Annotated in this window: 9 protein-coding genes and 1 tRNA gene; 6 read left to right on the top strand and 4 right to left on the bottom strand. The window is 69.2% G+C overall.

Going from position 1 to position 12,917, the window contains the following annotated elements:
- Nucleotides 1–104: 104 nt before the first annotated feature.
- Together bagA and bagB are read left to right on the top strand one after the other, a co-directional pair.
- The gene (gene bagA / locus ACZ4WH_RS24185) at nucleotides 105–1,082 is read left to right on the top strand and encodes an ATPase BagA (RefSeq protein WP_468183766.1); all 978 of its coding nucleotides are present in this window, start codon (nucleotides 105–107) and stop codon (nucleotides 1,080–1,082) included.
- Nucleotides 1,079–2,440, top strand: a complete 1,362-nt coding sequence (gene bagB / locus ACZ4WH_RS24180; protein ID WP_468183763.1) for an ATPase BagB — start codon at nucleotides 1,079–1,081, stop codon at nucleotides 2,438–2,440. Before bagA ends, bagB begins: the two co-directional genes overlap by 4 nt.
- A 328-nt stretch (nucleotides 2,441–2,768) precedes the next feature.
- Here bagB and wblA read toward each other — a convergent pair whose 3' ends face one another.
- Complete coding sequence (wblA, locus tag ACZ4WH_RS24175) at nucleotides 2,769–3,107, bottom strand: transcriptional regulator WblA (RefSeq protein WP_018547931.1); 339 nt, start codon at nucleotides 3,105–3,107, stop codon at nucleotides 2,769–2,771.
- 491 nt (nucleotides 3,108–3,598) lie between these two features.
- On the opposite strand from wblA, the gene ACZ4WH_RS24170 reads away from it, so the two are divergent.
- Complete coding sequence (locus ACZ4WH_RS24170; protein WP_468183760.1) at nucleotides 3,599–5,938, top strand: transglycosylase domain-containing protein; 2,340 nt, start codon at nucleotides 3,599–3,601, stop codon at nucleotides 5,936–5,938.
- 203 nt (nucleotides 5,939–6,141) lie between these two features.
- On the opposite strand, the gene ACZ4WH_RS24165 is transcribed toward ACZ4WH_RS24170, so the two are convergent.
- Entirely contained in the window at nucleotides 6,142–6,609 is a 468-nt protein-coding gene (locus ACZ4WH_RS24165; RefSeq protein ID WP_468183757.1) for a GatB/YqeY domain-containing protein, read from the bottom strand.
- 94 nt (nucleotides 6,610–6,703) lie between these two features.
- Here ACZ4WH_RS24165 and ACZ4WH_RS24160 point away from each other — a divergent pair, with 94 nt between their 5' ends.
- The 3 genes from ACZ4WH_RS24160 (at nucleotide 6,704) to ACZ4WH_RS24150 (ending at nucleotide 8,728) form a co-directional block, all read left to right on the top strand.
- Nucleotides 6,704–7,630 (top strand): metallophosphoesterase, encoded by a 927-nt coding sequence (locus ACZ4WH_RS24160; RefSeq protein WP_468183754.1) that lies wholly within the window; start codon nucleotides 6,704–6,706, stop codon nucleotides 7,628–7,630.
- Between the two features lie 200 nt (nucleotides 7,631–7,830).
- Complete coding sequence (locus ACZ4WH_RS24155; protein ID WP_468183751.1) at nucleotides 7,831–8,589, top strand: Pr6Pr family membrane protein; 759 nt, start codon at nucleotides 7,831–7,833, stop codon at nucleotides 8,587–8,589.
- A gap of 65 nt (nucleotides 8,590–8,654) precedes the next feature.
- Nucleotides 8,655–8,728, top strand: a tRNA-Pro gene (locus tag ACZ4WH_RS24150).
- 849 nt (nucleotides 8,729–9,577) lie between these two features.
- Here ACZ4WH_RS24150 and ACZ4WH_RS24145 read toward each other — a convergent pair.
- Entirely contained in the window at nucleotides 9,578–9,715 is a 138-nt protein-coding gene (locus ACZ4WH_RS24145; protein ID WP_468183748.1) for a hypothetical protein, read from the bottom strand.
- A 16-nt stretch (nucleotides 9,716–9,731) separates the two neighbouring features.
- The gene (locus ACZ4WH_RS24140; protein ID WP_468183745.1) at nucleotides 9,732–12,782 is read right to left on the bottom strand and encodes an RHS repeat-associated core domain-containing protein; all 3,051 of its coding nucleotides are present in this window, start codon (nucleotides 12,780–12,782) and stop codon (nucleotides 9,732–9,734) included.
- Nucleotides 12,783–12,917: the final 135 nt, after the last annotated feature.

Below are 12,917 nucleotides of genomic sequence, written 5' to 3'. Positions count from 1 at the left end.
GGCGACTGTAGCCGCTGCGACCGGAGGGTCCGGCGGCCCACCACGGCCCCCGTTATCCACAGCCTCCCGCGTGAGTGTCGCCCGGACTGGTTAGTCTCGAAGACGTGAGCAGGCTCCAGGTCGTCAGCGGCAAGGGCGGGACCGGAAAGACGACGGTCGCCGCCGCACTCGCGCTGGCCCTCGCGACCGAGGGGAAGCGGACGCTTCTCGTGGAGGTCGAGGGCCGGCAGGGCATCGCGCAGCTCTTCGAGACGGAAGCACTTCCGTACGAGGAGCGCAAGATCGCGGTCGCTCCGGGCGGTGGCGAGGTGTATGCCCTCGCCATCGATCCGGAACTGGCCCTTCTGGACTATCTCCAGATGTTCTACAAGCTCGGCGGCGCGGGCCGGGCCCTGAAGAAGCTCGGCGCGATCGACTTCGCCACCACCATCGCGCCCGGCCTCAGAGACGTCCTGCTGACCGGCAAGGCGTGCGAGGCGGTGCGCCGCAAGGACAGGTCGGGGAGGTTCGCGTACGACTACGTCGTCATGGACGCCCCGCCGACCGGCCGCATCACCCGCTTCCTGAACGTCAACGACGAGGTGGCGGGCCTCGCGAAGATCGGGCCGATACACAATCAGGCCCAGGCCGTCATGCGGGTGCTGAAGTCGCCGGAGACGGCGGTGCATCTGGTGACGCTGCTGGAGGAGATGCCGGTCCAGGAGACCGCCGACGGGATCTCCGAACTCCGCGCGGCACGGCTGCCGGTGGGCCGGGTCATCGTGAACATGGTGCGGCCGGAGGTGTTGGACGCGGCCGATCTGGAACTCGTACGGACCGTGGAGCGTTCATCGGTCGCACAGGCGCTCTCGGCGGCCGGTCTGGGCGGGGCCCGGCGCGGCGGGCACGCCGAGAAGCTGGTGGACCCGCTGCTGGAGCAGGCCTCGGAGTACGCCGAGCGGTTCGCGCTGGAGCAGGAGCAGCGCGCGGTCCTCGGCGAGCTGGGCCTGCCGCTGCACGAACTGCCGCTGTTCGCCGAGGGCATGGACCTCGCGGGCCTGTACGAACTCGCCACCGAGCTGCGGAAGCAGGGGTTGTCATGAGTCCCGACCCGGCCAAGGCGCAGGACGCCGCCCCCCACCAGGACCCGGCGCGCCCGCGTCTCTCCCCCGCGCGCGTGCTGGACATCGATCCGCTGCTGGACGACCCGAAGACGCGGATCGTGGTGTGCTGCGGCGCGGGCGGGGTCGGCAAGACGACGACCGCGGCGGCCCTCGGGCTCCGGGCGGCCGAGCGGGGCCGCAAGGTGGTCGTCCTGACCATCGACCCGGCCAAGCGGCTGGCCCAGTCGATGGGCATCGACTCCCTCGACAACGTGCCGCGCAAGGTGAAGGGCACGGAGGGCGACGGCGAGCTGCACGCCATGATGCTCGACATGAAGCGCACCTTCGACGAGGTCGTGGAGGCGCACGCGGACCCCGAGCGGGCCGCCGCGATCCTGGCGAACCCCTTCTACCAGTCGCTCTCGGCGGGCTTCGCGGGCACGCAGGAGTACATGGCGATGGAGAAGCTGGGCCAGCTGCGCGCGAAGGACGAGTGGGACCTGATCGTGGTCGACACGCCGCCGTCCCGCTCGGCGCTGGACTTCCTGGACGCGCCCAAGCGGCTCGGTTCCTTCCTGGACGGCCGGCTCATCCGGCTGCTGACCGCCCCCGCCAAGCTGGGCGGCCGCGCGGGGATGGCCTTCCTCAACGTCGGCATGTCGATGATGACCGGCACACTGGGCAAGCTGCTGGGCGGTCAGCTGCTGAAGGACGTACAGACGTTCGTGTCCGCGATGGACACCACCTTCGGTGGCTTCCGCACGCGCGCGGACGCCACCTACAAGCTGCTCCAGGCGCCCGGCACGGCGTTCCTGGTGGTGGCGGCACCGGAGCGGGACGCCCTGCGCGAGGCCGCGTACTTCGTCGAGCGGCTGGCCTCGGAGGACATGCCGCTGATGGGCCTGGTGCTCAACCGGGTCCACGGCAGCGGCGCCGGCCGGCTGTCGGCCGAGCGGGCGCTCGCCGCCGCGGAAAATCTTGAGGACCCCCGCATTGTGGATCAGGGGGACGGGAAAGCTGGACTTCGTAACTCTCCCGACACGTACGGCAGTTCAGGAACACCCGCGGCCGAGGCGGCGACACCCCCCGCGGCCGAGTCCGCAGCCACCGCTTCCGAGGAAGGCTCCCCCGCCGACACGGAGCGCTCCGTCGACCGGCTCACCGCGGGACTGCTGAGGCTGCACGCCGATCGCATGCAGCTGCTCTCGCGCGAGCAGCGCACGCGCGACCGTTTCACCGCTCGCCACCCCGAGGTGGCGGTGGTCGAGGTGCCCGCGCTGCCCGGCGACGTCCACGACCTCGCGGGCCTGCGCGACATCGGTGACCGCCTGGCGGCCGGGCGGCCGGAACACGCGTAGGGCTGCGGGCGGGTGGGCGGCAGACCACAGGTACGCGGCGGGCCATGGGCACGGCGCCCGGTCCTCAGTGCTCTGCGCGGCAGGCGGGAGTAGGCGCAGACGCAGGCGCGTCACACGCGGAGGGCTTGCGCGCACACGCGCGGCGTCTTGCCGTACGACGCGCCCGTTGGACCCTGCGCCCGTTGCCGGACCATGTGCCTGTGCCAGGCCATGCACCGCTGAACCATGCGCCGCTGCCGGACCATGCGCCCGTCGCCGGACTACGTGCCCGTGTCGCCGGACTATGTGCCCGCGATGTGCTCCAGGAGTGTGCCGCAGGGGGATGCCCTCAGCTCACCGCCGCGTAGTTCTCGTACACCTCGTCGTTGTCGAGAGGCACGATGCCCGCGCCCCGCTCGTACTCCGAGCGGGCGGTTTCCAGCAGCCTCCGCCAGGAGGTCACGGTGGGCCGCCGGCGCAGCAGTGCGCGGCGCTCACGCTCCGTCATGCCTCCCCACACGCCGAACTCGACGCGGTTGTCCAGCGCGTCCGCCAGGCACTCCGTGCGTACCGGGCATCCGGTGCACACCGCCTTGGCCCTGTTCTGCGCTGCTCCCTGAACGAACAGTTCATCCGGATCGGTAGTGCGGCAGGCAGCCTGCGCACTCCAGTCGGTTACCCAGCCCATACCGGCGCCGTCCTCTCCCGAATCGAGGCTCCCCCACGGCGGCAGCGGCATATTCACCGCCGCCAGTTGAGGACGTTACGGAAGGTGGGGACAGCGCAACACCCCCTGCGGGCCCAATCTTGAATGGCCCGAACGGACTATGGGTAAGCGGCAGATCACCCGCGGGAGTGAGCTGGCGACATGCGCGACCATCCCGGCAAACCGGGACAGTCGTGGTGCGTCACATCGGGCGCCAGGTGACACACGAGGCGGAATCGGGCTCGTCCTTCTCGGGGAACAGGCCCGTCCCCTGGGAATTTCGGGCTACGTCCGGAACGATTCGGGGTCGCCGGACGTATAGATACGTGACCGCTCTGCTGTGACAGTTGAGAGCAGCTTAGGCCAAGGCCTGTGCGCGTGTCCGGCGAATGGGAACGCAGACGCCCCGCTTTGCCGTGCCGTGACGCGGTCGCTCCTTAGGAACGCTCAACAGTACGGATTAGGCTGCCCCCATGCCAAAGAAGCGCCCGGGCGGCGGTCTGTCGCCCATGCAGCAGGCCGCCAAGTTCCTCGGTGTCAGTGTGCTCGCCGGAGCCGTGATGGCGGGCATCGCGCTGCCCGCTGCCGGCGCGCTGGGCCTCGCGGCCAAGGGCTCGGTCAAGGGCTTCGACGAGATCCCGGCCAATCTGAAGAGCCCCCAGCTCAGCCAGCGCACGACGATCCTGGACGACCAGGGCAAACAGATCGCGACCGTCTACTCCCGCGACCGTACGGTGGTCGACCTCAAGGACATCTCGCCGTACATGCAGAAGGCGATCGTCGCGATCGAGGACTCGCGCTTCTACAAGCACGGCGCCGTCGACCTCAAGGGCGTGTTGCGCGCCCTGAACAAGAACGCGCAGGAGGGCGGGGTCGCCCAGGGCGCCTCCACGCTCACCCAGCAGCTGGTGAAGAACTACTTCATCGAGGAGGCCGGCGACGACCCGACGAAGGTCGCCGAGGCCACCCAGCAGACCCTGGGCCGCAAGATCCGCGAGCTGAAGTACGCGATCCAGATCGAGGACAAGCTCGGCAAGAAGAAGATCCTCGAGAACTACCTGAACATCACCTTCTTCGGTGAGCAGGCCTACGGCGTCGAGGCCGCCGCCCAGCGCTACTTCTCCAAGCACGCCAAGGACCTGAGCCTCCAGGAGTCGGCCCTGCTGGCCGGCATCGTGCAGTCCCCGAGCCGCTACGACCCGGTGAACGACGAGGCGGAGGCCACCAAGCGGCGCAACACCGTCCTCCAGCGCATGGCGGAGATCGGCGACATCTCCCAGAAGGAGGCCGACCAGGCCAAGGAGAAGCCGCTCGGGCTGCACACCAGCCGCCCCAAGAACGGCTGCATCACCGCGGTGAAGGGCGCCGGCTTCTTCTGCGACTACGTCCGCCAGGTCGTCCTCACCGACCCGGTCTTCGGCAAGACCAAGGAGGACCGGGCCAAGCTCTGGAACCGCGGCGGCCTGACGATCCGTACGACGCTCGACCCGCAGGCCCAGCGGTCCGTGCAGGCGTCCATCAAGGACCATGTCTACAAGAGCGACGCCGTGGCGACCGCCGCGACCATCGTCGAGCCCGGCACCGGCAAGATCCTCGCCATGGGCCAGTCCCGCCCGTACGGCGTCAACACCAAGAACGACGAGACGACGATCAACCTCTCCGTCAACGGGGACATGGGCGGCGGCGCCGGCTACCAGCCCGGTTCCACGTTCAAGCCGATCGTCGCCGCGGCGGCCGTCGAGGGGGGCAAGCCCCCGACGCAGGAGTACTCGTCGCCGTACGAGATGACGTACCCGAGCCCGGTCTCCGCGTGCGACGGCAAGATGTGGCGCGACGATCCGAACAAGCCCACCAAGCTGACCAACGAGAACGAGTCCGAGCGCGGCCCGTACGCCATGAAGGAAGCGACCGCCAAGTCGGTCAACACCTACTACGTGCAGCTGATCAGCGACATCGGCATCTGCCCGGTCATCGACATGGCCAAGAAGATGGGTGTCCAGCGCGCGGACGGCCGCAAGATCCAGCAGGCCCCCTCCATCGCGCTCGGCACCCAGGAGATGACCCCGCTGACCATGGCGAACGCGTACGCCACCTTCGCGTCGCGCGGGATGTACTGCACCCCGGTCGCCATCGAGTCGATCACCCAGAAGGTCGGCAGCCAGCAGAAGTCCCTGCCGGTGCCGAAGTCGACCTGCTCACGGGCGATGTCGGAGAAGACCGCCGACACGGTCAGCACGCTGCTCAAGGGCGTGGTCGAGGACGGCACGGGCCAGGAGGCCGGTCTCGGCAGCCGCCCGAGCGCGGGCAAGACGGGTACGACGGACGAGCGCTTCGCGGCCTGGTTCGTCGGCTACACGCCGAACATGGCGGGCGCGGTCTGGGTCGGCGACCCGCAGCACAAGCGGAAGATGACCAACATCACCATCGGCGGCGTCCCGCACGACAAGGTCTACGGCGGTGAGGTCCCGGGTCCGATCTGGCGCGACATGATGAGCGGCGCGCTGGAGGACAAGCCCGTGGAGGACTTCCATCTGATCGACATCCCCGACGACACCCACGAGGATGATGATCAGGGAAAAGGCGACGGGGGGACGGAGGACGGCAACAACGGGGACACGACGGGACGGCTGATCGGCGGACTGATCGGCGGACCGACGGACGGGGGAGCGGCGGACGGCACCACGGGTGACGCGACCGGCGGCACCCTCGGCGGCACGTTCCCCACGCCGACCTTCTCCGTCCCCGGGAACTTCATCGAGGGCCAGGTCAACGGCGGGAACAACGGCAACGGGAACGGGGGCGGGCCAAGGTAGCCCGTAGCCCTCTTCCAGGTACGACTGCGGGGCCGCACCTCTGTCAGGGGTGCGGCCCCGCTGCCGTGACCGGGAGGCCGTAGAGAGGGGACTCCCCTGGCTCCTCGGCTCTGCTTCTCAGCCCCTTCGGCCCTGCTTCTCGGCCCTTCGGCTCGGCTTCTCGGCCCTTCGGCCCTGCTTCTCAAGCCTCTCGGCCCTGCTTCTCAGCCCTGAAGCAGCTTCTTCACCGCGGCGGCGACCCGGCCGCCCTCGGCCTGGCCGGCCACCTTCGGGTTCACGATCTTCATGACGGCGCCCATGGCCCGCGGCCCCTCGGCACCGGCCGCCTTCGCCTCCTCCACGGCCTGGGCGACGATCGCGTTCAGCTCCTCGTCGGACAGCTGCTTGGGCAGGTACCCGGCGAGCACCTCACCCTCCGCCTTCTCCCGCTCGGCCTGCTCGGGGCGGCCACCCTGCGCGAAGGCGTCGGCGGCCTCACGGCGCTTCTTGGCCTCGCGGGTGATCACCTTCAGCACCTCGTCGTCGGAGAGCTCACGCTTCTCCTTACCCGCGACCTCCTCCTTGGTGATCGCGGCGAGCGTCAGCCGGAGGGTCGAGGAGCGCAGCTCGTCACGCTCCTTGATCGCGGCGTTGAGGTCGTCGTGCAGCTTCGACTTGAGCGTGGTGGTCATGGCCCCGATTGTCGCAGGTGCACCGCCGGGTACGCCCGCCGATTTACCGGGCGGCCGGTCTCACCCCGGTCAACCGGTCTGACACGATGGGCACATGCGCGCGCGATACGGAATCCCCCTGGGAATCGTGGCGGCCGGCGCCGCCGGCCTGGTCTATGCGGCGGGCTTCGAGGCCCGTTCCTTCCGCCTCCGACGGGTCACCGTCCCCGTCCTGCCCCCGGGCATGCGCCCGCTGCGCGTGCTCCAGGTCTCCGACATCCACATGGTGAGCGGCCAGCGCAAGAAGCAGCGCTGGCTCCGGTCGCTGGCCGGGCTGCGCCCCGACTTCGTGATCAACACGGGCGACAACCTGTCGGACCCCGAGGGCGTCCCCGAGGTCCTGGACGCCCTGGGCCCGCTGATGGAGTTCCCGGGCGCGTACGTCTTCGGCTCCAACGACTACTACGGCCCCACGCTCCGCAACCCCGCCCGCTACCTGCTGGAGAAGACGAGCGGCCGGCACGGCCTGAACGGCAACCCGCCCGTGGTCGGAGCGGTCCACAACCCGTGGGAGGACCTGCGGGACAGCTTCGACGAGGCGGGCTGGCTGAACCTGACGAACACGCGGGGCGTCCTGAAGGTCGAGGGCGTCTCGATCGAGCTGACGGGCCTGGACGACCCGCACATCAAGCGGGACCGCTACGCCCAGGTGGCCGGCGGCCCGTCCGGGTCGTACGACTTCTCACTCGGCGTGGTCCACGCGCCGTACCTGCGGGTCCTGGACGCGTTCACGGCGGACGCCTATCCCCTGATCCTGGCCGGCCACACCCACGGCGGCCAGCTGTGCATCCCCTTCTACGGCGCCCTGGTCACCAACTGCGACCTGGACACGGACCGCGTGAAGGGCCTCTCCACGCACACGGCCGAGGGCCACACCTCCTACCTCCACGTCTCGGCGGGCTGCGGCACCAGCCGCTACACCCCGGTCCGCTTCGCCTGCCCACCGGAGGCGACGCTGCTCACGTTGGTGGGGAGGGAGTAAGGAGTAAGGGGCAAGGGCAAGGGGACCGAGCGGCAGCGGTCCCCTTACCCCACACGAACCGGTCCTCCACGGGGCCTTCGCCCACACGGACCGGTCCTCCACCGGGGCCTTCCCCCACGCGGACCGGTCCCCACCGGAGCCTTCCCCCATACGGACGAGTCCACCTGGCCGCCCCCCTCCCCCACTCCTAGCGTGAGGGCATGACCGCCCCGATACCCAGGGAGATCCCGGACCTGCCCGCAGTCCCGGGCCCGCCCCTGCTGCTGCCCGCCCCGGTCCCGGCCACGGCGGTGGTGGCCCCGGTCCGCCGCCCCCGGGCCGCGGTGTTCCGCCTCGCGACCGCCGTGGCGGCGGCCGCCGGTGTCGCGCTGGAACTCCTGCTCGGCACCCCGGCCGACATCCTCAGCTACTTCAGCGTCCAGGCCGGCATCCTGCTGACCGTGGTCATGCTCCTGTCCGCGTCGAGGGCCTGGCGGGCACGCCGCGCACTCCCATCGGCCGTGACAGGCGCCACACTCCTTTACGTCCTGACCTCGGCGCTGGTCTACCACCTGCTCCTGGCCCACACGACACCCCCGTTCTCCATGACCGGAGCGACGACGCCCCCGGAGCGCTGGCACGCCCAGTGGGCAGCCCTCCAGGTCCTCCACATCCTGGTCCCGGTGGCGGCCCTGCTGGACTGGCTCCTCCTCACCCCGGCGGCCCGCCTGCACCTCCGCCAGACCGCGGCCTGGCTCCTCTACCCCCTGGCCTACCTGGTCTTCTCCCTCATCAGGCCCGCGTTCCTGCCACCGGCCGACCCGTCCCGCTACCTCTATCCCTTCCTGGACGTGGCGACCCACGGCTACCGCAGCACCCTGGCCAACGCCCTCCTCATCGGCCTCGCGATCTACGCCCTGGCCGTCCTCCTGGTGGCCCTTGATCACACCCGCCCGACCCCGGTCCGCCACCCCGCCTAAACCGGATTTCGTCTACAGCCACCGGTGGGCTAAAGTAAACGTCGTCGCCGCGAGAGCAGCGACACCGGGGTGTAGCGCAGCTTGGCAGCGCGCTTCGTTCGGGACGAAGAGGTCGTGGGTTCAAATCCCGCCACCCCGACGCCGTAGTACCAGGTCAGGGGCCTGATCCGCTTAGCGGGTCGGGTCCCTGAGTCGTTTCCGGGAGTCTCTTGGGAGCCGACTAGAGATCCGGCTCCCGGACGGCTCCCAGCTACTCCCCCCGGAAGCGGCACCAGGGAACGCCACTTAAAGCCGTCGAGCGCACACCCGAGTGACCGCCACAGCGCGAGGTGGTTGCTGACACGGACGGCCATTGCATACTCCTCACCTCCTGCAGCCAGCAAAGAGGCGCCCGCCCTATGTCAGCTTGCCCTGCGAGCGGATCTCGCTTCGGCGGGGCGTGTCAGCAGACGGACAGCGCCTCAGCGAAGTCGAGTGGCCTGCTGTTTGATGAGCCACCCAGATGATCTCTCGCGGCGAGCCAGCCCGCCCAGCACGGGTGTCAATCTGGCGCCGCCGCTTGTTCTTCGGCCAGCTCGGGGGTCCCTGCGGCCCCGAGCTGGCGACCTGGACCTCAGCGGAGTCGGCCCTGGCCCGGCTGTCCCAGGCGAGCACGTACGCCGCGCGGTCCGGTGTACGGCCGTACGTGGCACTTGTGTGCCCCCATGCTCCCTACCGGAACGCCGATGGGCGGCAGTTCTGGGTCCGGCGTGCCAGATCAACGCGAAGCGCTACGCCCCCCGGGGTAGATCGCCGTGCCGCGGCAGTTCGCCGAAGCAGGCACCCGCATGCAGCCCCGTCGGCCTTCCCTTGGCCGGACCGTGCGGTGAACCGCGCAGCGATCACGGGATGGAGATCTTTCGCGCCGGATGAAGATGATGACGTGCTTCCTGTCCGTCGGATCGACGATGAGCCGGTGCCCTGTAGATCGACGATCTCGGTTGCCCCCTCAGCTCGCGTCCCCCCAAACGGCTTGCAGGTCCTCGCAGCGGACGGTGATCGACGCGTCAGTGAGGGCGATCTCGTGCACGCAACCCCCGTCCTCGCCCGGGAGAATCTCGTCGAGGAGCACGGTGTCGACCAGCATCCAGTCGATTGAGTGCTCATAGTCGATGGAGAAGTGCGTCACGCGCGAGTAGCTGATGCGCAGGCCGGAATCGTGCTTGAACTTGTTGGGCGCGAAGTCCAGGACCAGCCCGCCGCTCTTGTCGGTGGCTAGGTGAACCCCGGCGAGTTCCAGATCCTTCACACAGCGGATGGCGCCCGCGATGTCGTAGTGCCCGCGGTCGGTGGCGAAAGATCGGGCGCCCGGGGGCAGATCGGCGCACAAACGCGGCAGCTCGGCCAGGTAGGCGTGCGCATCCAGACGGAACCCGGGCACCTCGGGATCCCAGTCCGCCTTGACGAATTTCATGGACAACCTTCCTGTGAGAGGGGAGGGCGACGCCATTTGTCACCGGAGATGTCCTCGGTTCCCTTGGGTCCGATACGCCCGATTCTGCGCATCGTGTCGATGGCTCGCCCCTTGATGGCATTCTCCACGGCCGGCGGAACGTCGACTTCCTCGGCCTTGAGGCTGTGCTTGTTGAACCAGCCGTCGCTGCGGAACGTCCCGACCTCACGGTTGGCCTTGTCGTACACGTGGATCTCGAAGTCCGTTCCCTTCGAGCCCTCTCCCCAGATGTCCACTCGCCCGGAGTACCCCTGACCGAAGTCGAGGGGATCCCATACGGCCCCTTCGGGCCCTTCTTCCCGGCGAGGCCGAGATGGTCGCTCCAGCTCAGCGGGTTCGGTACATAGGCGTGGTGATCCGGTGCGGGGACGAGGCCCAGCGGATCCGCGCTGATGTACCGCGCGGTCTCGGGATCGTAGTACCGGTGCAGGTTGTAGTGCAGACCCGTCTCGGGGTCGGCGTACTGTCCCGGGAAACGCAGCGGGCAGTCGACTGGCGACATCGCTTCGTCCACAGCCGGAAAGGGAGTGCCCCACAGGCTGGTACGGCGCTGCCAGACCAGATCTCCTGTCGCGGAGACCAGCTCCGTGGGTGTACCGAGGGAGTCGGTGACGACTGCGTGGAACTGAGTGCCTCGCTCGGGATCCGCTTCCTCCGCCAACTGCGCCAGGAACGACGTATTGGCGGCTGACGCGGTCGACTTGTGGCGCGTCTGGGCGACCGGGCGAGGGCTGTTCGGCGCGTAGTCCCAGGTTGTCACCCAGCCGTCTGCTGTGGCCTGCTCGGCCAGGCACAGGTCGTCCCAGAAGAAGTCCGTACGGTCGGCCACGGAGCCGTCGCCGACGACCCGGTGTTTGGAGATGCGTCGGCCGAGCGGGTCGTACGCGTACCGCCACTGAATTCCGTCTGGGTTAATCACCTCCGTGAGGCGGTCCTCGGCGTTCCACCTGTAGGTCCAGGTACGGGTCTGACCGTTCAGAAGCTTGCGGGCCCTGCGCACGAGGCGGCCTTCGCCATCGTGCTCATAGGAGGTGTGGCCGGCCGAGCGGACGAGCGTGCCCTCGAACCGCCGCTCACCGGGTGCCTCATGAGCTGGCGACGCGGCGCGCGTCAGGTTGCCCGGTGGGGCGTATGCGTAGGTCTCGCTCCAGCCGTGGGTGCGCGTACGGGTGACGCGGCCCATGTCGTCCAGGTCGAAGCGGCGGGTGCCCGACGTCAGCTCCCGGATTTCGGTGAGGTAGCCGTCTGCTCGATGCGCGTACGTCCGATGCTGGAGGAGGCGGTCAGGGGAGGAGGCGGTCAGGGTCTGCGCGGCCAGCAGACCCGCCGCGGTCCATGTCTGGGTAAGCGTCGCCTCCGTACCGATGTTGCGCTGTGTCTCACGGCCGACAGCGTCATGGCAGAAATCCAGGGCACCTACGGACGACCGCAGGGTGAGAGGACGCCCCGCCAGGTCGTAGGTCCATTCGGAGACCAGCCCTGAAGGTGTCATACGCCGGGTCCGGCGACCGAGGGCATCGTGGACGTAGGTGGTCGTCTGGCCGTTCACGGTCTCCGACAACACGCGGCCGAGCGGGTCACGCTCCAGCGTGACCTCGGCATCCGCGTTTGCCGCACGGCACAAGTTGCCGTCGGAGCCGTAGGCGAACGTGGTGACGTCACCCGTGTCGGCCTGCTGTTCCACTACCCGGCCGAGCGGGTCCCGCACGAAGCGCAGCGTCTGTCCGGCGCCATTGGCGCGCGCGGTCAGGTTGCCGACGGCATCGCGCGTGTAGCTGAGGGTCCGACCGTTGAAGTCCGCTTCCGCTGTCAACCTGCCCGCGCCGTCATACGTGTACGACCAGGTCAGGCCCTGCGGGTTCGTGACGGCGGTCAGACGGAGTTCGGTGTCGTAGTCAAACGCGTACCGCGCGCCGCCCGGCTCGGTACGGGTGGCCGGCACGCCGAAGTGGCTCACCGAGTGGTGGGTCGTGTTCCCAGCGAGGTCCGTGTGACAAAGCAGGTGGCCCTCGGCGTCCCAAGACCATGACTCACGCGTGCCGTCGCCCAGTTCGCGCCAGGCCAGCTTCCCTTCTGTCGTCCATCCCAGACGTGTGGTGTGGCCGAGAGGGTCGGTCACCTCGATGACCCGGCCGAAGGCGTCCCGGCGGATGGTCGTCGTGTGGTCCAGCTCATCCGTGAGGGCGAGGGGCAGGCCGGCGTCGTCGTAGGCGACCGTGCGAGTGTGTCCGAGGGCGTTCGTGATCGCCGTGGGACGGCCCGCCGCGTCGTTCGTGTACCGCGTCTCGGCGCCGAGCGGGTCCACGGTGCTGAGCAGGTTGCCCCGCTCGTCGTACGTGTGCCGCCAGACCGCGCCGCCGGGCTCGACCACCTCCGTGGGCAGTCCGAGCGCGTTGTACGTGGCCCGGGCGACCGAGCCGTCGGGCAGGGTGAGTTCGGTGACGTTGCCCGCGTTGTCATAGGCGTACCGCGTGGTATGGCCCAGGGCGTCGGTGACCGTCAGAGGCTTGTCGCCGTACTCGTCCCACTCCGTGCGGGTGACGTGCCCGAGTGGGTCCGTCTCCTCCACTCCCAGGCCCTCGGCGTTGTACCGGTGGACCGAGGTGTGGCCCTGGGAGTCTGTGTACGTCGTCGTACGGGCCGCGTCGTCGTACGTCAGTGTCCCGGACAGGATGCCGTCGATGCCTTCGGTGCGGACCACGCGGCCGCGCTCGTCGTAGACGTACGAGAACCACGTGCCATTGCGGTCGGTCCAGCGGGTGACGCGGCCCTCGGTGTCGTAGGTGAAGCGCAGGGGCTCGCCGCTGGAGTTGATGACCTCGGTGAGGTTGCCGGC

It is taken from the genome of Streptomyces sp. NPDC029138 (assembly GCF_055564375.1).
Note: the sequence above shows the minus strand (reverse complement) of the source record. Positions and strands in the feature narration are given on the sequence as shown.